We start from the raw sequence: 16,931 nt of genomic DNA on the forward strand, positions 1-16,931 counted from the left end.
TCAGTCCCTCATCAGCGCGGTGACGCGGCCGTGGCCTGCGTTGGGGGTGTAGTTGAGCAGCCGCGACAACTCATCGGCGCTGCCGCGTACCTGGCCGAGCAGGTTGGCGAAATTGACGTGACCGATCTGCACGGTGGGGATGGTCAGGCCGAGCGCGGCGACCACCTGGCCGCTGGCGTCGCGCACCGGCGCGGCGACCGTGGAGATGGTCGATTCGAAGAAGCCTTCGCCGTTGACGTAACCGCGCACGCGGTCGGCCTGAACCAGGTCGAACAGCTCCAGCACGGTCTTTGGTGTGCACGGCGAGAACTGTTCCAGATGTTCTTCCGGGTACAGCTCGCGCAGCTCGTTCAGGCTCAGGTCGGCCAGCAGGATGCGCCCCAGTACCGTGGCATGGGCCGGCAGGCGAGTACCGACGGTGACCGCGCTGGAGAACACCGACGGCGGCGAGACCTTGGCCACGTAGACGATCGAGCGGCCATCGCGCACCACCAGGTTGCTTGGGTAGTTGAGGTGATCGCACAGCCGCGCCAGCAGCGGCTGGCCCAATTCGGTCAGCTCCAGCGAGGCCAGGTATTCGAAGCCCAGGCGCAGCACCGACATGCCCAGGCGGTACTCGTTGCCGCTGCGGGTGACGAAGCCCATGGTTTCCAGGGTGGTCAGCAGACGGAAGATGGTCGAGCGCGGTAGCGACAGCCGCCGGGCCAGTTCGGGGGCGGTCAGGGTGCGGTTCTGCCGGCTGAATTCGCACAGCAGGAGCAGGCCGCGTTCCAGGCCAGGGACGATGTACTTGTCCTGGTTTTCCTTTAACGAATCCGTATCGTTCATAGCACGCTACCTGTGAGAGAGGCGTCCAGTGCCCGGGCCAGTAGCCCGATCACGGTGTGTGGTTGTTCGATGGCGCAGGCGTGGCCGGCACCGACAATCAGGCTGAAAGGGGCGCCCAGGCTTTGCGCCAGGGCCTGGCAGTCGTCAGGGCGGGTGATGCCGTCGACGCTGCCGCAGTGCACTTCGCAGGGTGGCGTATCTGCTGTCCGTTCCGGCGCTGTCGCGGGGCAAGCCCGCTCCCACGCAACGCTACGGCGGGCTGCGTGGGAGCGGGTTTGTCCCGCGATAGCGTCAGCACTGCCAGGCGCATAGCGCAGCAGGTGATCGCCACACAGCAGCTCGATGGCCTGGCGATAGCCGTGGGGCAACAGCCGCGCCATGTTCCACTGCACCCAAGCCAGGGCCATTGCGCTGGCGCTGGGCGACAGCAAGTGCGCGCTGCGTTCGCGGGCCAGCTGCGCAATGCCCAGCAGCTCCAGGCTATGCAAGCGCTTGTCGCGCACCACTCGGCCCTGTTCGGCCAGCTCCGGCGCGCCGTAACCGCGTGCGGGGCTGAGCAATACCAGGCGGCTGACCCGTTGCGGATGAGCCTGGGCAAATGCAGCGGCGGTCAGTGCGCCGAGCGAGTGGCCGACCAGCAGGCAGCGCTCGATACCCAGGGCATCCAGCATCTGCAACAGCCGCCCGGCGTAGTCCTGGGCACTGGGCTTGGCCATCGGCAACGGCGCCGACTGGCCGTAGCCGGGTGCATCCCAGGCAATCACCCGCGCCCGCTCGCTCAAACCCAGGGCCACCTGCAGCCAACTGGCGGCGCCCGAGCCGATGCCATGCAGCAGCACCACGGCCTCGCCACTGCCGGCTTCGCGCAGCGCTTGCTGACCGTCGTGCAGACGCAGCAGGCGTTCGCAAAAGCGCTGCTCGAGTTGGCCGAGCAGCGGCGCCAGGAGGTTGTCGGTGACCGTTGTCATCGGCTTACCCGCGCTTGATCGAGGCCAGCGGGTGGGCTGGCGGATAGGTGGGGGTGACCGGCTTCTTGGCGCCGAGCATCACGCACATCAGCGCGTCTTCGTCACCGATGTTGATCTCTTCGCGGTACACCCCTGGCGGCACCGAAATCAGGTCGCGGTCGGTGAGGATGGTCTCGAAGCGCTCGCCGTCTTTCTCGATGATCACCTTGAGCTTGCCGCGCAGGACGAAGAACACCTCTTCCACGTCGGTATGCAGGTGCGGTGGGCCTTCGTGGCCCGCCGGGATGACCATGGTGGAGAAGGTGAAGTGCTCGGACGGGATGGTGTTCATGTCGCTGTTCACACCGGTGCCGCCAGTGCCCACATAGCGCATCTGTGCGCGGCGGAACTTGGGGTCGTAGTCGGCCTGGAACTTCAGCGCGTCCCAGTCGTAGCGGCGGGTCTGGTAGCGGGCGATGCGGGTCTGCATCCAGCTGGCCAGGTCGGCTCCGGCGGGGCGCTCCCAGGTTTTCGGGGTGGCGTGTTGCAGATTAAGGTCGGTCATGAACAGTCTCCTTGCTCAGGGCATGACGAACCCGCCGTTGACCGGCAGGGTTTGTCCAGTGATGAAACGCGACAGGTCGGACAGGGCGAACAGCACCGCGCCACTGACGTCATCGGGCAGTTGCGGGCGCTGGATCGCGCGTTGTTCGGTGTACAGGCGGTGACGGGCCTCGGGCACGTAGGCGGTGGCCTCGACCAGCACCAGGCCGGGGGCGATGGCGTTGACGGTGATGTTGGCGTTGCCCAGCTCGCGAGCCAGGCTGCGGGTCATGGCGATCACCGCGCCCTTGCTGGCGACATAGGCGAGCAGGTTCGGCGCGCCCCACAACGGCGTGTCGGAGGCCAGGTTGATCACCGCGCCCCGGCCACTTTCGCGCAGTGCCGGCAGGGCCGCGCGGGTCATCAGCCAGGTGCCACGCACATTGACCTGCATGACCTGGTCCCAGGTTTCGATGTCCAGCTGTTCACAGCTCTTGCCGCCGGAGTTGGTGATCGAGGCGTTGTTGACCAGGCCATCGAGGCCGCCCAGGCGCTTGACGGTGCGTTCCATGCAGGCGTCGATGGAGTCTGGGCTGGCCAGGTCCAGGGTGACCCCGCTGACATCCAGGCCCCGTTCGCTCAGTTCGCAGGCCGCTTGTTGCACACGCCCGGCGAGCACGTCGGCGATTACCACTCGGGCGCCGGCCTGGGCGATCGCTTGGGCGAAGGCATAGCCCAGGCCACGGGCGCCACCGGTGACCAATACGCGGCGGCCTTCGAGCAAGTTGTTGAAGGAGCTCATCATTGGGTACTCAACATGGCTTTGGGGAGGTAGTGCAGAACGCGTTTCTCGGCCCAGACCACCGCGCCGTAGGCCAGCACGCCGATCAGGGTGAGCATGACGATGGCGACGAACACCCCAGCGGTGTTGCCCTGGCCTTCGGCATCGACCAGCAAGAAGCCCAGGCCCTGGTTGCCGCCGACCAGCTCGCCGACGGTGACGCCGATCACCGCCAGGGTCGAGGCGATGCGCAAGCCGGAGAACAGCGCGGCCATCGCCGAAGGGAACTCGACCAGGCGGAAGATCTGCCAGCGGCTGGCGTTCATGGTGCGCACCAGGTTGATCATGTCCGGGTCGACCGTGCGAATCGCCGAGAGCACGTTGATCATCACCGGGAAGAACACGATCAGGATGGCGATGAGGATCTTCGGGTAGATGGTGTAGCCCAGCCACATCACGAACAGCGGGGCGAAGGCCACCTTGGGCGCGATCTGCAGCGCCAGGATGTATGGCGAGAGCATCGCTTCTGCCGATGGCGACAAGCCCAGCGAGACGCCGATGGCCACCCCCAGCAGGGCGCCCAGGGCGAAGCCGACGATGATCTCGAAGGCGGTGATCAGGGTGTGTTCGAGCAGGTTGCCGGACTGCCACATCAGCAGGCCTTCCTGGGCCACGCGGCTTAGTTGCGGCATGACGAACTCCGGCATGCCGAGCAGCCCCGGGCCCCATTGCCAGAGCACCAGGAACAGCACCAGCAGGGCCACGCTGCCGGCGACGGACGGGTTGAGGTTTCTCATCGGGCGATTACCTTGTCGTTATCCACGCGGTCACTTGGCCGCAGTGCTGGTTTCGATGAACTGGTTGCTGTACAGCTCGTCGAGCTTGGGCTCGCGCGGCACGATGCCTTCGCTGACATAGAACTTGCGCACTGCATCCAGCCGCGCCGGGTCGATGCGGCCTAGCACCGGCTGGCCGGCATAGACGTACTCGACGTACAGGCGCAGGGTTTTCTCCAGCGAGGCTTCTTTGCCGGCGTAGGCGGGCACCGCGCGGGCGAAGCTGGCGGCGGCGGCCTTGGGGTCGTCGATGATGTCCTGCAGGCCGCGCAGGGTGGCCTGGACCACGCCGCGGACGATCTGCGGGTGGTTTTCGATGGCGTCGTCGGACGCCAGGATCGCTTGGGCCATGCTCTCGAACACTTGCTCGCGCGGGATCAACTCATACTTCAGGCCGGCGTCCTCGGCGTTGATCACCCAGTCCGGCACGCCGGCCATGGCCTGGGCCTTGTTGGCCGAGAACAGCTGCCACACGCCCGAGGGGCCAGCGGCCTGGATATCGACATCGTCCTTGTTCAGCCCCGCCTTGCGCAGCGAGGCGAGCAGGGCGTAGTAGGTGGTGTCGGAGTACGACATCACGGTCAGGGTCTTGCCCTTGAGCTGGCGGATCGAGCGGATCCTCTCGTCGGCGTTGGTGGCGATCATGGTCACCCCGCCGCCGCCGAGCACAGCCACGGCGCGCACCGGGATGCCATTGGGGCGCACGATGATCGGCGTGTCACCGATGGCGCCGCCGACCAGCGAATTGCCAGCACCGATCTGCTTGGCGACATCAACACCGCCCTTGGCGGCGATGAAGGTCAGGTCCAGGTCCTGCGCCTGGTAGTAGCCCTTTTCCTTGGCGATGATCCACGGGGCGAAGGCCGGCAGGCTCGGCGGCGCGGGTAGCAGATAGGTGACCTTGGTCGGTGCGGCCTGGGCCTGGACGGTCAGGCTCAGGGCGAGGGCGGCCAGGGCGGTGTGGGCCACGCGCTTGATAGAGGTGGTGAACATGCTAACTCCCAAGTGATGAGTGGGGCGTCGATCAGTGCAGGTCGAGGTCTTCGCCGACCTTCAGCAGATCCATCAGGCGGCCAGCCAGCGGGCCGATTTCCGGCAGCTTGCGGCGCTCCAGCGGGTTGTCGCGAAACGGCAGGTCGATCTCGATTTCTTCGATGATGGTGCCGGGGCGGGCGCTCATCACCAGCAGGCGGTCGGACAGGGCGATGGCCTCGACCAGGTCGTGGGTGATGAACAGCGCGGTCTTTTTCTCCTCGAAGAGCATCCGCGCCAGGTCCTGCTGGAGGATCATCTTGGTCTGCGCGTCGAGCGCCGAGAACGGCTCGTCGAGAAACAGCACCTGTGGGTCGATGGCCAGGGTGCGCGCCAGGGCTGCGCGCTGGCGCATGCCACCGGACAGCTGGAACGGGTAATGGTCGGCAAAGCCTTGCAGGTGGCAGCGATTGAGCAGATCTTCGGCAATCGACTTGCGCTGGGCGGCGGCCATGCCCTGGATCTCCAGGCCCAGCTCGACATTGCGACGAATGCTGCGCCAGGGCATGAGCAGGTCTTTTTGCAGCATGAAGGCGACTTTCGGCACCGGACCGTTGACCGCTTCACCGCTGACCATAACCTCCCCTTCGGTGGGGCGGTACAGACCAGAGCCCATATTGAGAATGGTGCTCTTGCCACAGCCGGACGGGCCGATGATCGACACCACTTCACCACGGCGGATCTTGAAGTTGACGTCACGGATGGCAAACGGCGCCTCGGCCTGGCCCTTGGCCTTGAAAGCCTTGCCAACGTTGCGGAATTCGATTTCCGCCGGCGCCTGATCGTCCTTGGAGCGCGGGGTATTCCACTGCGGGGCGATTGCGTACATCTCTTTCACAGCCATGGGAGAGTTCTCTGGTCTGTTTTATAGGTGATACGCGGTTTAGTGCATGAACAATGCCAGTTATAGGAAAATTCTAATGTTAATTAAAAGTCTATATTTATTAATGGGTTAGTGTTTTTTGGCAAAGTTGCTATTGTTTTATATATGAAACATGGTTTTTTATGTGGCACAAATATGCACAGCAACTGCGCATCTGAATTGATCAATGCGAGGCAGTTGGGCATTTGCGGTAACGAGAGGAGAAAGGCTGGTTTCATGGGTGAAACGCAGGATGGGAAGGCGCGGGCAAAGCTCGCTCTTTAGCGTCAACCTTGAGAGCGGCGCTAGCCCTGTGGGAGCGGGTTTGCCCGAGAAGGGCTGCGAAGCAGCCCCAGGCACGATTACTGCGGCGTCTTTCGCGCCGGCTTGAGCACCAACCACAACGCCAAGCCAATCAACACCCCACCATACAGGTGGCCCATGGACAGCGATTCGTCCAACAGCCACGCCCCCCACAGCACGCCAAACACCGGAATCAGGAAGGTCACGGTACTGGCCTTGACCGGCCCAATCTCGGCCAGCAAGCGGAAATACAGAATGTAGGCAAACGCCGTGCACAGCAGGCCCAGGCCCAGCAGCGACAGCCACACCTGCCAGCCACCCCAGCTGGCCGGCGGTTGGCTCAGGGCGCTCCAGGCGAACAGTGGGGTCATCATCAAGGTGGCGCCGAGCATGCTGCCCAGCGCCGACAGGCGGCTGTCCAGCCCACTGATCCAGCGGCGGGCGAGGAACCCGGCAAAGCCGTAGCAAGTGGTCGCCGCCAAGCAGGCCAGCGCCCCTTGCAGCAGGGCCAGATCCAACGCCACTGGGCCAGCACCACTGAGAATGCCGACGCCGAACAGGCCGAGGAAGATCCCGCACAGCTTGAGCACGGTCATCGGTTCGCGGAAGAACAAGGCGCCAATCAGCACGCCCATCAGCGGCGTGGTGGCGTTGAAGATTGCCGAATAGCCCGCCGGTAGCACTTGTGCTGCTACTGAATAAAAGGTGGCTGGGATCCCCGAGTTGATCATCCCCAGCACCAGGCAGGCGCCGAGTTTGCCGTTGAAGTCCCAGCGCACCCGCGCCACGGCGAGGATGGCGATCAGCCCCAGGCAGGCGATCGACACCCGAAAGAACGCGGTCGGCACGGTGCCAAGCTCGGGGGCGATGATGCGCATGAACAGAAAGCTCGCGCCCCAGACGGCGGCAAGGGTCAACAGGCGGGCAAGGGCGATGGGGCTCACAACGGTCTCCGGCAACAGGGCAGGGCGGCAGTGTACGGCACGGGGCTGAGCGGTTCTTGTGCTTTCTTGCTATGTATATCTGTGATTTTGAGGGCGCTATCGCGGGGCAAGCCCGCTCCCACGCCATTCTGCGCGGCGAAGAGCGTGGTGCCAGTTTCCACGCCACATCCCAGCCTGCACAGCGCATACGTGGGAGCGGGCTTGCCCCGCGATAGTGGCCTGGAGTTCACCAAACAGGCGCAGAGTGGCTAAGCTCAGCGCTTGAACCCCGCGCGGAGGCTCTTGTATGACCCAGCACTGGCCGGCCAGCGAGATCGCCCGGATGATCCTCGATGGCTTCGACAACTACCGCGAGCACTTTCGCCGCATCACCCTGGGTGCCCGCGAGCGCTTCGAGCAGGCGCAGTGGCAGCAGATCCAGCGCGCTGCCGCTGCGCGTATCAATCTGTATGAGTCGAAGGTGGGCGAGGTCAATGGCTGGTTGCGCGATGCCTTCGATGAAGACGTGTTGCTGGACGTCGAGCAGTGGCCGTTGGTTAAGAGCGCCTACATCCGCCTGATCGATCCGCGTTTGGACGATGAGCTGTCCGAGACCTGGTACAACTCGCTGTTCTGCAGCCTGTTCAGTCACGACCAGATCAGCGATGGCTGCATGTTCATCCACACCACCCGGCCGGCGATGCGCAGCCACGAGCGTGCGGCGCAAACCCGAACCTATCGACTCGGTGAAGGCGGCCTCAAGGGGCTGCTGCGGGCGCTGTTCGCGGATTACCCGTTCAGCGTTGCCTATGGCGACCTGGAAGGTGATCTGGTACGGCTGGAGGAGCAGTTGCGCGACTGTCTGCCGGATTGGGTGTGCAAAGACCCGGCGCTGGCCATCGAGCTGTTCTCACCGGTGTTGTATCGCAACAAAGGTGCCTATCTGGTCGGACGCCTGTATACCCAGGATGAGCAGTGGCCGCTGGTCATCCCGCTGTTGCACCGCGAGGGGCATGGCATCGAGGCCGATGGCTTGATCACCGATGAAGCCGAGGTGTCGATCATCTTCTCGTTCACCCGCTCGTACTTCATGGTCGATGTGCTGGTGCCAGCGGAGTTCGTCACTTTCTTGAAGCGCATCTTGCCCGGTAAGCACATTGCCGAGCTGTATACCTCGATCGGGTTCTACAAGCATGGCAAGTCGGAATTCTACCGGGCATTGATCAACCACCTGGCCAGTACCGACGACCGCTTCATCATGGCGCCAGGGGTGCGTGGCATGGTGATGACGGTGTTTACCCTGCCGGGCTTCAATACGGTATTCAAGCTGATCAAGGACCGCTTCTCGCCGTCGAAAACTGTCGACCGCGCCACGGTGATCGACAAGTATCGCCTGGTGAAGAGCGTCGACCGGGTCGGACGCATGGCCGATACCCAGGAGTTCGCCGATTTTCGTTTTCCGCAGGGCAAGTTCGAGCCTGAGTGCCTCGCGGAATTGCTCGAGGTGGCGCCCTCCACCGTGGTGTTGGAAGGCGATACGGTGCTGATCCGCCACTGCTGGACCGAACGGCGCATGACCCCGCTCAACCTGTATCTGGAGCAGGCCAGCGAAGCCCAGGTGCTGGAGGCGCTGGAAGATTATGGGTTGGCGATCAAGCAGCTGGCTGCGGCCAATATCTTTCCCGGTGACATGCTTCTGAAGAACTTTGGCGTCACCCGCCATGGCCGTGTGGTGTTCTATGACTACGACGAGATCTGCTATCTGAGCGAAGTGAATTTTCGCCATATCCCGCCGCCGCGCTACCCGGAAGATGAGATGTCAGGTGAGCCGTGGTATTCGATTGGCCCCCACGATGTATTTCCTGAAGAGTTTCCGCCGTTTCTGTTTGCCGATATCGGCCAGCGCAGGTTGTTCAGCCGTTTGCATGGCGAGTTGTATGACGCCGATTACTGGAAGGGGCTGCAGGCGGCGATCGAGGGCGGCAAGGTGATCGATGTGTTTCCGTATCGGCGTAAGCAAAGGTAATTAGCTGACAGTCCATTAACCTTTCAAACACTTGAGCTCACTGAAGCTGGTGCGCACCTTGACCAACCGCTCCTGTAAGTACTGGCGCTGGGCAGGGCTGCTTTCGCGCATCAAGTCGACCAACAAGCTACGCGCTTGCAACTCGGAGTTCTGAAACGCGGCGCGATACTCCGGCGTCCACAGACTTTCCTTACGTTGCAGCAACTGCGCCAGGCGCGGTTCGAAGTTGGGCGTGGCACGCTGCTCCATGGCCAGCACCAACTGCTGCTGCCAGTGGGCGCGGTTGGCGATCCACTGGCGGTTCTGGTCGCCCAGGGCCTGCGCCCAACTCATGACGCGCTGGCGTTGGGCCGCGTTGAGCTCTCCCAGCCAGGGTGTCAGGCGTTTCTCCATGCGGTTGGCGCGGTTCTGGATTTGCTTGGGTAGTGGCGTTTCGACGTATTTGCTCTGACGTTCGCGGATATCCTCCCTGAACGCCTGACGCATCTCCTCGACTTGCGCATCGTTCATGCCGCGCAGCAGCTCGGTGGCCGATGGGGTGATCGCCTCGGTGACCCGAGCAATCGCCTGGCGCGCTTCGGCGGTGCGCTGCTGCAGGGCTTGATCGGTGACTTGGTCACGGGCGACCATCTCGCGCATCTTGTCCAACCAGTCCAGATAGCCTGGCAGTTGGGTCTTGCAGTGCCAGGCCAGGTGCTGCTGCAAGCGCTGGTCGAGCCAGGTTTTTTGCTCGCGGTTCATGTCCAGGTAGTCGCCCAGCGACCACGGCACCAAGGTGTCGAGGTTGCGATAGGCCAGGTCGATGCGGCTGCAGGCGACGACGGCCACGACAACACTGAGGCCGATCAAGATAGGGCGCAGGGCTTTGGTCAGGCGCTTGAGCATGAGCGAATCCTTGCTGAAGACTGGCCAGGGTGTAGACGCGCCGGTGCCCGTGGCGGTTCCTCTGGATCAATCCCCGGTGGTCGTTGCTGTCACTATAGATCCGGCCACCGTGATTGGCGCAGTGATTGATCAGTGCAGGGATTTCTGACCGGCGTAGGCCCCTATCCAAGCGCTCGTCTGGAGGCTCTGGGCCGGATATGGCATCATGCCGAGGTTTGGCGTGTAGCCAACGCAAAGCATTGGTACCTGGGTTTTATGCAACCGAATCACTTGTTGTACTTCTTGTACGGTAAAAAAAGTATTTACCGGCAAGAAGCGCAGTTCAGCATCCTGTCCGCCCTACGTCATCAGACCCATCGCGAGAGCTTCAGCATTACCGTGCTTACTGATCAGCCACAGGCATTGGCTGGCTGGCCGGTTCGCGTGGTGGCATTGGATGAGGCGACGCTCGCCGACTGGATGGGCACTGCAGGGTATGTTCATCGCCGCAAGGCCTGTGCCATTCGCCTGGGTCTGGAGCTTGCGCGCAAGTCTATTTTCGTTGATACCGACACCATTTTCCTCCGCGATCCGGCCGCGCTGTTCGAGCGTGTGAGCGATGATCAGTGTGTGATGGATCAGTTCGAGTTCCTCTGGCGCGAAGCATCCAAGCGCAAGGATTACACCGGGCTGGTCAGCCAACTAGCGGCCAGCGGCGGTACTCCGCCCGCCAGCCTGCGGTTGTATAACAGTGGCATTTGCGGGATGACCGCGCAGGGTGTGGCACAAATGGATCAAGCCATTGGCCTGATCGACCAGTGGGCGCACCTGCACACTCAGTTGCATACGCTGGAACAGATTGCCGTTTCATTCGTGCTGGCGGACAAGCAGGTAGCTGAGGCACGCGACTGCGTGCACCACTACTATTCGCAGAAGGACTACCACCACGCGATGCTGAAGCTGTTTTTCCAGACGCATGGGGAGCACTTCAGTCAGGCCTTGGTGGAAGCGTCAGGCGAGGTGCCAAGCCATATACCGCCCCTGGGCCTGGTCGACAGGGTAGCCAACAAGTGCAAGCTGTGGCGGTTGCACCCAGACCTGCGCAAGATCGGCAGGTATTACCTGCTGGGCCGCACGCCTCGCCCTGGCGCTTATCTGAAGGCTTGTCGAGAAGTGTGGTGGGGCAAGGCCCTGGCGGCACTCGACAAGCAGCAGCCGAGTCAAAAGAAGCGGGCTCAGTTGGAAAAATTATGGGGGCAGGACCGGGATTTTCGTGCATTTGCCGAGCGTCGGGCCAAACTGGCTGACTGACTGCGCTGGCGAACACGCGCTCAGCCTGCACCTTTCACCACGCATATCAGCCCTGGCCCCGTGGCCCGGGCATCAATCGACAAGGCGTCCACTGACTGGGTGCCTTGTGATGAGGGTTTTTCACACATGGCTCTACTTGGGCGCTACAACAGTCTGCAAATCGTCAAACATGTCGAATTCGGTCTTTACCTGGATGGCGGCGCGGATGGCGAGATCCTCCTGCCGCGGCGCTACATTCCCAAGGATACGCCGACCGAGCTCGACGACTGGCTCAACGTGTTCATCTACCTGGACAGCGAAGACCAGTTGATCGCCACCACCGAGAAGCCCAAGGTGCAGGTCGGCGAATTCGCCAGCCTCAAGGTCAAGGACATCAACGGCGCCGGTATCTTCCTCGATTGGGGGCTGAGCAAAGACCTGCTGATGCCTTATTCCGAAGAGCAGCAGCCGCTGAAAATTGGCGATTACTGCGTGATCCACGCCTACCTGGACAAACGCACCCGGCGCATCACCGCCACGGCGCGGCTGGACCGTTACCTGGACCGCACCCCGGCCGAGTATGCGGTGGGCCAGCCGGTCGAGCTGCTGGTGGCGGGCGAGACGCCGATGGGCTTCAAGGCGATCATCAACAACCGCCATTGGGGCCTGATCCACAAGAACGAGGTGTTCAAGTTCCTGCGCTCGGGCATGCACGAGAAGGGCTTCATCAAGGAAGTGCGTCACGACGGCAAGATCGCCCTGAGCCTGCAGCCGGTCGGCCAAGCCCTGGCCGATACCCTGCAAGAGCAGATCATGGCGCGCCTGGAAGCAGAAGGCGGCACCCTGGCGGTGTGTGACAAGAGCGATCCGCAGCTGATCAGCAAGCTGTTCAACGTCAGCAAGGGCAACTTCAAGAAGGCCATTGGCGCGTTGTTCAAGGCGGGCCGGATCGTCATCCATGACGATCGCATCGAACGGGTCTGATCAGACCTGCACGAACGGGCGGAAGTCCAGTTGCTCGCCGCCCGGGCGGGTGTCGCGCAACAGTGAGTCGCGGTCGGCGCTCAGCGCCAGGCTGATGGTCGAGCGACGCTTGCCGGGCTTGCGCACTTCCATTTGCTCTTGATGGGCACGCAGGAAGTTGATCGGCACCTTCAGGTGCTGCAGCTCATCGGATTCGGGGGTGTGCAGCAGCAGGTTGACCCAGTCGGGCTGGCCTTTGCGCAGCAGCGCCATCGGCACCTCGAACCACCACAGGTTGCGCTTGGTGTCGAGAATGGCGAACAGGGAGTTGTCGCTGTTGAGCACCGGCCGGGCCAACGCTTGGTTGCGCCGGGCGATGGCGGTGGGTTTGTCGAGTTTCATGCAGGTTCCTGCGGGTTGACGCTTGGATGACCTGACATTGTGCGGGGTGGCAGGAAACCGAGCAAGGCATACCGGCCGTTTCGCGGGCAAGCCCGCTCCTGCGCTACCTTTCAGCTCTGGGTGGCGTGGGAGCGGGCTTGCCCCGCGATAGCGTCAGCCGCCTTAGCGCTTTAACGGCTGACTCAACTCCGAAGTGGCCCCATCAGCAGTCGTCACAGTCGCGGTAAAACTGTGCAACCCCGCGGCATTCTCCAGCAACTGGGCAAACTGCGCCCGCCCATGTGCATCGCTGTTGACCAGCACTTCCCCCAGGAACTGCTCCGCTTCCGTGGCGTGGGCAGTGGCATTGCCGAACAGCTCGATGCGCAACAGGCTCGACGCAGGCCCCTGCACCTCGCCGCGTACCACCTCATTACGCAAGGCGGTCAGCCTCGGTGGCTGCTGGTTGTGATTAGGCAGCGGCTGGCAAGGCTTGGGCTCACCCTTGGCGTCACAGATGATCGCTTGCTCGGCCTTGGGCAAATCCGCCCCGACGCCGCGCGAACCGACATACAGTGCATGGGCCTGGGCCGGCACACCGAAGATGATCGCACCGGTGCGCTGATCGGCGACACACGAGCCGCCCGCCTCGCAGCGGCGAATGTCCTGGCTGTTGGCCCAGATGCGGTTGGCGGTCAGGCGCGTGCGGGTAGTGTCTGGTTCCGGGCGCAGGGCCACGCCGATGCGGTTACCGTGGATCAGGTTGCCATCGAGGATATTGCCCTCGCCGGTCACGCTGACGCCGATGGAGTTGCCGCTGAAGGTGTTGGCACCCAGGTAATTGCGCTTGCCCCAATTGATCTGCAGGCCGTCGGAGTAGTTCTCGAAGCGGTTGCGCACCACGCTGTTGTCGTTACCCAACAAGATTTCGATGCCTTGCGAGGGTTCAGGATTGGCCGCGGTCGAACGGAACAGGTTGTCGGCCACCAGGTTGAACGCGGCACCGCGGGTCAGCTCGAGGCCGTCGCCGTTGTCGATCAGCTGGTTGCGCAAGACCTTGTTGTTGTTCGTGGTTGTGGCGGTGGGGTTACCGGCGCCGTCATCGCCGGTGAGCATGATCCCGGCGCCGCCTTTGTTGGCAACGATGCGGTTGTCTTCGATGACGTTGCCGCTGGCGCGGTTGACCAGGATGCCAATGCAAAAGTTACGCACCTCCAGCCCGCTGATCTGCACCCCTTGCGTGTCGCGCAGGACCAGCCCTGGGTGGGTGGTGGTGCGCACGTTGGTGCCGAACTGGCCGGGCAGGGCGCCAGGGCAGGTGCGGACGCCTTGGTCCTTGATGTAGCCGGAGCCATCGATGGCAATGTACTGGCCGTCGCGTGCCCAGGAGAGGCCGGTGATGCGCACCGGGCCTTTGATTTCAGGCAGGGCGCGGTTGGGCTTGATGACATAGGGCGGCTGACCGACCGCCGCGATGTCGATCTGGTAGCGGCCAGGGTTTTCATTGTTGGTCTCGATCGCCCAGCGCAAGCTGCCGGGCTCACCGTCATCGGCGTAGCGGTCGACCTGCAAGGTTTGCGGGGTAATCTGGGGCGTGGCCAGGGCCGGTAGGGGAAGCAGCGGCAGCAAGGCTGCCAGCACAGGCATTAAGCGCATGGGTGCGGGATTCCAAAACTGTTGTTGTTATCAATGGGCCACCTGCGGTGGGCGGCCGTTTGCAGGGATTCTAGGGAAGCTGTACCCGCTTGCGCAGGCAGTGCGGCTGAATCGGTGCGGTATTCGCCCGCTGATTGCCGTTGGGTGGGCGATCAGCAAATCAATTGAAACTCTGGCCAAGGGGCATGAGTCGATCCTATGTCGACACGTTTTCTCGTGTCTTTGCCTCAAGGAGATTTCCCCATGAGTGGCACCAAAGACAAAGCTAAAGGTTTGGCCAACGAAGCGGTGGGTAACATCAAGCAGGGCGTTGGCAAGGTCACCGGTAACGAAAAGCTCAAGGGCGAAGGCAAGGCCCAAGAGGTCAAGGGAGAGATTCAGCAAAAGGTTGGCGAAGTAAAGGATGCCGTGAAGAAGCCTTGACCGACTGCCGTGTAGGAAAACGGCTGCCTATAGGTGGCCGTTTTCTTTTTGTGCGGCAATGAGCAGCAACGGCGCGCGCGTGGTCTATTAGACTTGCATGCAATCAACAAGGCCTGCCCGGGTAGTCGGCCTGCCCCAAGATGATCGAGCGGCGAAAGGAGACGCTATGATTTTCCCTGCCCTGCAAGGCCTGCCCTTGCACCGTGTGTTGGTGCGTACCGTCAGCGAGTTTCTCGATGACGAGATGTCCACCTATGCGTCCGCGCTGGCTTACCAGATGCTTTTTTCGCTGTTCCCGTTCCTGTTGTTCCTGATCGCCCTGATCGGTTTCCTGCACCTGCCAGACTTTTTCTCCTGGCTTCGCTTGCAGTCCGAGCTGGTGCTGCCGCCGCAGGCGCTGGAGCAAGTCAATCCGGTGATCGATCAGTTGCAGCAGTCCAAGGGCGGCCTGCTTTCAGTCGGTATCGTGATTGCCCTGTGGACCGCTTCGGCCGGTGTGCGGCTGATGATGAGCGCGATGAACGCCGCCTACGACGTGCCAGAAGGCCGGCCGGTCTGGAAGCGCATTCCGCTGTCGATTTTCTATACCGTCGGCATCGCCGGCATGCTCCTGGCCGCCGCCGCCTTGATGGTCTTGGGGCCGCAGGTAATGGAGTGGATCGCCGCGCAGATCGGCATGCAGGAGTTCATCGTCACCGTGTGGACCATCCTGCGCTGGCCGGCGATCATCGTTCTGATGATGGTGGCGGTGGCGCTGATCTACTACGTCATGCCGGATGTGAAACAAAAATTCCGCTTCATTACCCCAGGTTCGGTGCTGGCCGTGGTGGTGTGGATCATCGCCTCTCTGGGCTTTGGCTACTACGTCAAGACATTCGCTGACTACAACGCCATGTATGGCAGCATCGGGGCGATCATCGTGCTGCTGCTGTACTTCTATATTTCTGCCGCCGTACTCTTGCTCGGTGCCGAGATGAATGCGGTGATCGAGCACATGTCTGCCGAAGGCAAGGATCCTGGCGAGAAGGATTTCGACGGCAGCAAGCCGCAGGAAACCATCACCGTGCTCGGCCATGAGCATCCTGCCGCAGCCGAACCCCACCAGACCCGTGAGCCGAACCCCTGATGATCCGTGACATCCTCAAGATGGGCGATGAACGCCTGCTGCGCATTGCCCCACCGGTGCCTGAGCACATGCTTGGCAGTGCCGAGCTGAAGCTGCTGATCGACGACATGTTCGAAACCATGCGCCATGTTGGCGGTGTCGGCCTGGCGGCGCCGCAGATCGGCATTGATCTGCAACTGGTGATCTTTGGCTTTGAGCGCAGCGAGCGTTATCCGGATGCCGAACCGGTGCCCCAGACCATTTTGATCAACCCGCTGATCACCCCGTTGGGGACCGAGATTGAAGAGGGTTGGGAAGGTTGCCTGTCGGTGCCAGGCCTGCGCGGGGTGGTGCCGCGCTACAAGCACATCAGTTATTCAGGGGTCGATCCCCAGGGCAATCCGATCGACCGCTTTGCCGATGGCTTTCACGCCCGGGTGGTTCAGCATGAGTGCGACCACCTGATTGGCCGGCTGTATCCGTCGCGGATCCAGGATTTTTCCAAGTTCGGTTATACCGAGGTGCTGTTCCCCGGGCTTGACGTCGCCGACGACTGATTGCGCACCATCGCCAGCAGGTTCTTGCTGCGCTGGTAGCGCGCCAGGCGCATGGCCAGGGCCTCTGGCAGGTTCTGGCAAGGGCTGAAGCCCAGGCGCAAGTAGAACGGCAGCAGATCAGGGTGACAGAACAGCCAGGTAGGGCCGCCGGTCTGCGCCAGGGCGGCGTCGATCAGTTGGCCTGCAACCCCACGGCCGCGCCATTGCGGGGCGACCAACAGCCCGGTCAGCCAATGGCCTTGAGCAACCGGGGTCAGGCTCATGCCGGCAATGATTGCCTGCGCTCGCGCTACCCACAGCTGGCCCTCGGCGGCTGCGCGCATACGTGTGCCGTGTTGCTTGTAGAAGTGGTCGAGCAAGCGTCGCTGTAGGCCGGTCAAGGGGGTGAATTGGAGGGGGGGCATGGTTTTCCTGGGTGTCAGTGCTGGCCTGGTCGCGGGATGAGGCCGGCATTGAATACAATTGGAGCTGCTCTAAAACGCGGTTTTCAGCCTATCAGGTCGGAGTATTTTGTCGCAGATTGTTGCAAATCGCGCAAGGGTGATTGTCCGACTGCGGGGTTCAACTATTGCAGACCAGGCGTAAAATTCAATCATCCCCCCAGCAGTACG

19 protein-coding genes are annotated in these 16,931 nt (G+C 62.5%); 7 read left to right on the forward strand and 12 right to left on the reverse strand.

Annotated features, from left to right (window positions below):
* The 8 genes from HU737_RS03295 to HU737_RS03330 all read right to left on the reverse strand — a co-directional run bounded on the left by HU737_RS03295 (position 1) and on the right by HU737_RS03330 (position 7,076).
* Positions 1-828, reverse strand: coding sequence for an IclR family transcriptional regulator (locus tag HU737_RS03295; RefSeq protein ID WP_186557455.1), 828 nt, complete (start codon positions 826-828; stop codon positions 1-3).
* Complete coding sequence (locus HU737_RS03300; RefSeq protein ID WP_186557454.1) at positions 825-1,796, reverse strand: alpha/beta fold hydrolase; 972 nt, start codon at positions 1,794-1,796, stop codon at positions 825-827. The genes HU737_RS03295 and HU737_RS03300 overlap by 4 nt, the downstream gene beginning before the upstream one ends.
* Positions 1,797-1,800: 4 nt before the next feature.
* Positions 1,801-2,340: a cupin domain-containing protein gene (locus HU737_RS03305; protein WP_186557453.1), complete on the reverse strand. Its 540-nt coding sequence runs from the start codon at positions 2,338-2,340 to the stop codon at positions 1,801-1,803.
* Positions 2,341-2,355: 15 nt separating this feature from the next.
* Positions 2,356-3,123 carry an SDR family oxidoreductase gene (locus HU737_RS03310; RefSeq protein ID WP_186557452.1) on the reverse strand — a complete coding sequence of 256 codons (768 nt, stop codon included), beginning with the start codon at positions 3,121-3,123 and terminating at the stop codon, positions 2,356-2,358.
* Positions 3,120-3,896: an ABC transporter permease gene (locus tag HU737_RS03315; RefSeq protein ID WP_186557451.1), complete on the reverse strand. Its 777-nt coding sequence runs from the start codon at positions 3,894-3,896 to the stop codon at positions 3,120-3,122. Before HU737_RS03315 ends, HU737_RS03310 begins: the two co-directional genes overlap by 4 nt.
* 30 nt (positions 3,897-3,926) lie before the next feature.
* The gene (locus HU737_RS03320) at positions 3,927-4,928 is read right to left on the reverse strand and encodes an ABC transporter substrate-binding protein (RefSeq protein WP_186557450.1); all 1,002 of its coding nucleotides are present in this window, start codon (positions 4,926-4,928) and stop codon (positions 3,927-3,929) included.
* A 31-nt stretch (positions 4,929-4,959) separates the two neighbouring features.
* The gene (locus tag HU737_RS03325) at positions 4,960-5,796 is read right to left on the reverse strand and encodes an ABC transporter ATP-binding protein (RefSeq protein WP_225915656.1); all 837 of its coding nucleotides are present in this window, start codon (positions 5,794-5,796) and stop codon (positions 4,960-4,962) included.
* A 395-nt stretch (positions 5,797-6,191) separates the two neighbouring features.
* On the reverse strand, positions 6,192-7,076 hold the full coding sequence (locus tag HU737_RS03330; protein ID WP_186557448.1) for a DMT family transporter: 885 nt from the start codon (positions 7,074-7,076) through the stop codon (positions 6,192-6,194).
* A gap of 286 nt (positions 7,077-7,362) precedes the next feature.
* Between HU737_RS03330 and aceK the strand changes: the two genes are divergently transcribed.
* Positions 7,363-9,081 carry a bifunctional isocitrate dehydrogenase kinase/phosphatase gene (gene aceK, locus HU737_RS03335; RefSeq protein WP_186557447.1) on the forward strand — a complete coding sequence of 573 codons (1,719 nt, stop codon included), beginning with the start codon at positions 7,363-7,365 and terminating at the stop codon, positions 9,079-9,081.
* 15 nt (positions 9,082-9,096) lie between these two features.
* On the opposite strand, the gene HU737_RS03340 is transcribed toward aceK, so the two are convergent.
* A complete protein-coding gene (locus HU737_RS03340) occupies positions 9,097-9,966 on the reverse strand; it encodes a DUF6279 family lipoprotein (RefSeq protein ID WP_186557446.1) in 870 nt (289 codons plus the stop codon).
* Here HU737_RS03340 and HU737_RS03345 point away from each other — a divergent pair.
* The 3 genes from HU737_RS03345 (at position 9,965) to HU737_RS03355 (ending at position 12,219) form a co-directional block, all read left to right on the forward strand.
* Entirely contained in the window at positions 9,965-10,114 is a 150-nt protein-coding gene (locus HU737_RS03345; RefSeq protein ID WP_186557445.1) for a hypothetical protein, read from the forward strand. The genes HU737_RS03340 and HU737_RS03345 overlap by 2 nt on opposite strands.
* A 125-nt stretch (positions 10,115-10,239) precedes the next feature.
* Positions 10,240-11,256 carry a glycosyltransferase family protein gene (locus tag HU737_RS03350; RefSeq protein WP_186557444.1) on the forward strand — a complete coding sequence of 339 codons (1,017 nt, stop codon included), beginning with the start codon at positions 10,240-10,242 and terminating at the stop codon, positions 11,254-11,256.
* 126 nt (positions 11,257-11,382) lie between these two features.
* Positions 11,383-12,219: a CvfB family protein gene (locus HU737_RS03355; protein WP_186557443.1), complete on the forward strand. Its 837-nt coding sequence runs from the start codon at positions 11,383-11,385 to the stop codon at positions 12,217-12,219.
* Here HU737_RS03355 and HU737_RS03360 read toward each other — a convergent pair whose 3' ends face one another.
* Positions 12,220-12,600 (reverse strand): hypothetical protein, encoded by a 381-nt coding sequence (locus tag HU737_RS03360; protein WP_186557442.1) that lies wholly within the window; start codon positions 12,598-12,600, stop codon positions 12,220-12,222. It abuts the gene before it with no gap.
* Positions 12,601-12,762: 162 nt separating this feature from the next.
* Positions 12,763-14,235 carry a right-handed parallel beta-helix repeat-containing protein gene (locus HU737_RS03365; RefSeq protein WP_186557441.1) on the reverse strand — a complete coding sequence of 491 codons (1,473 nt, stop codon included), beginning with the start codon at positions 14,233-14,235 and terminating at the stop codon, positions 12,763-12,765.
* A 243-nt stretch (positions 14,236-14,478) separates the two neighbouring features.
* Between HU737_RS03365 and HU737_RS03370 the strand changes: the two genes are divergently transcribed.
* From HU737_RS03370 to def, 3 genes are all read left to right on the forward strand, one after another.
* Entirely contained in the window at positions 14,479-14,658 is a 180-nt protein-coding gene (locus tag HU737_RS03370) for a CsbD family protein (RefSeq protein ID WP_186557440.1), read from the forward strand.
* Positions 14,659-14,824: 166 nt separating this feature from the next.
* Positions 14,825-15,784 carry a YihY/virulence factor BrkB family protein gene (locus tag HU737_RS03375; protein ID WP_186557439.1) on the forward strand — a complete coding sequence of 320 codons (960 nt, stop codon included), beginning with the start codon at positions 14,825-14,827 and terminating at the stop codon, positions 15,782-15,784.
* Positions 15,784-16,320, forward strand: coding sequence for a peptide deformylase (gene def, locus HU737_RS03380; RefSeq protein WP_186557438.1), 537 nt, complete (start codon positions 15,784-15,786; stop codon positions 16,318-16,320). The genes HU737_RS03375 and def overlap by 1 nt, the downstream gene beginning before the upstream one ends.
* Here def and HU737_RS03385 read toward each other — a convergent pair.
* Entirely contained in the window at positions 16,275-16,724 is a 450-nt protein-coding gene (locus tag HU737_RS03385) for a GNAT family N-acetyltransferase (RefSeq protein WP_225915573.1), read from the reverse strand. The two genes, def and HU737_RS03385, sit on opposite strands and share 46 nt — an antisense overlap.
* Positions 16,725-16,931: the final 207 nt, after the last annotated feature.

The sequence above is a fragment of the Pseudomonas urmiensis genome (assembly GCF_014268815.2).
In the GTDB taxonomy this organism is placed as follows: domain Bacteria; phylum Pseudomonadota; class Gammaproteobacteria; order Pseudomonadales; family Pseudomonadaceae; genus Aquipseudomonas; species Aquipseudomonas urmiensis.

What these genes read in the sequence shown, in the direction of transcription:
- HU737_RS03310 (WP_186557452.1), bottom strand. Translation starts at nt 3,123, where the DNA reads ATGATGAGCTCCTTCAACAACTTGCTCGAAGGCCGCCGCGTATTGGTC.
- HU737_RS03340 (WP_186557446.1), bottom strand. Translation starts at nt 9,966, where the DNA reads ATGCTCAAGCGCCTGACCAAAGCCCTGCGCCCTATCTTGATCGGCCTC.
- HU737_RS03315 (WP_186557451.1), bottom strand. Translation starts at nt 3,896, where the DNA reads ATGAGAAACCTCAACCCGTCCGTCGCCGGCAGCGTGGCCCTGCTGGTG.
- HU737_RS03325 (WP_225915656.1), bottom strand. Translation starts at nt 5,796, where the DNA reads ATGTACGCAATCGCCCCGCAGTGGAATACCCCGCGCTCCAAGGACGAT.
- HU737_RS03375 (WP_186557439.1), top strand. Translation starts at nt 14,825, where the DNA reads ATGATTTTCCCTGCCCTGCAAGGCCTGCCCTTGCACCGTGTGTTGGTG.
- HU737_RS03355 (WP_186557443.1), top strand. Translation starts at nt 11,383, where the DNA reads ATGGCTCTACTTGGGCGCTACAACAGTCTGCAAATCGTCAAACATGTC.
- HU737_RS03295 (WP_186557455.1), bottom strand. Translation starts at nt 828, where the DNA reads ATGAACGATACGGATTCGTTAAAGGAAAACCAGGACAAGTACATCGTC.
- HU737_RS03365 (WP_186557441.1), bottom strand. Translation starts at nt 14,235, where the DNA reads ATGCGCTTAATGCCTGTGCTGGCAGCCTTGCTGCCGCTGCTTCCCCTA.
- HU737_RS03370 (WP_186557440.1), top strand. Translation starts at nt 14,479, where the DNA reads ATGAGTGGCACCAAAGACAAAGCTAAAGGTTTGGCCAACGAAGCGGTG.
- HU737_RS03305 (WP_186557453.1), bottom strand. Translation starts at nt 2,340, where the DNA reads ATGACCGACCTTAATCTGCAACACGCCACCCCGAAAACCTGGGAGCGC.
- HU737_RS03300 (WP_186557454.1), bottom strand. Translation starts at nt 1,796, where the DNA reads ATGACAACGGTCACCGACAACCTCCTGGCGCCGCTGCTCGGCCAACTC.
- HU737_RS03385 (WP_225915573.1), bottom strand. Translation starts at nt 16,724, where the DNA reads ATGCCCCCCCTCCAATTCACCCCCTTGACCGGCCTACAGCGACGCTTG.
- HU737_RS03360 (WP_186557442.1), bottom strand. Translation starts at nt 12,600, where the DNA reads ATGAAACTCGACAAACCCACCGCCATCGCCCGGCGCAACCAAGCGTTG.
- def (WP_186557438.1), top strand. Translation starts at nt 15,784, where the DNA reads ATGATCCGTGACATCCTCAAGATGGGCGATGAACGCCTGCTGCGCATT.
- HU737_RS03345 (WP_186557445.1), top strand. Translation starts at nt 9,965, where the DNA reads ATGAGCGAATCCTTGCTGAAGACTGGCCAGGGTGTAGACGCGCCGGTG.
- HU737_RS03320 (WP_186557450.1), bottom strand. Translation starts at nt 4,928, where the DNA reads ATGTTCACCACCTCTATCAAGCGCGTGGCCCACACCGCCCTGGCCGCC.
- aceK (WP_186557447.1), top strand. Translation starts at nt 7,363, where the DNA reads ATGACCCAGCACTGGCCGGCCAGCGAGATCGCCCGGATGATCCTCGAT.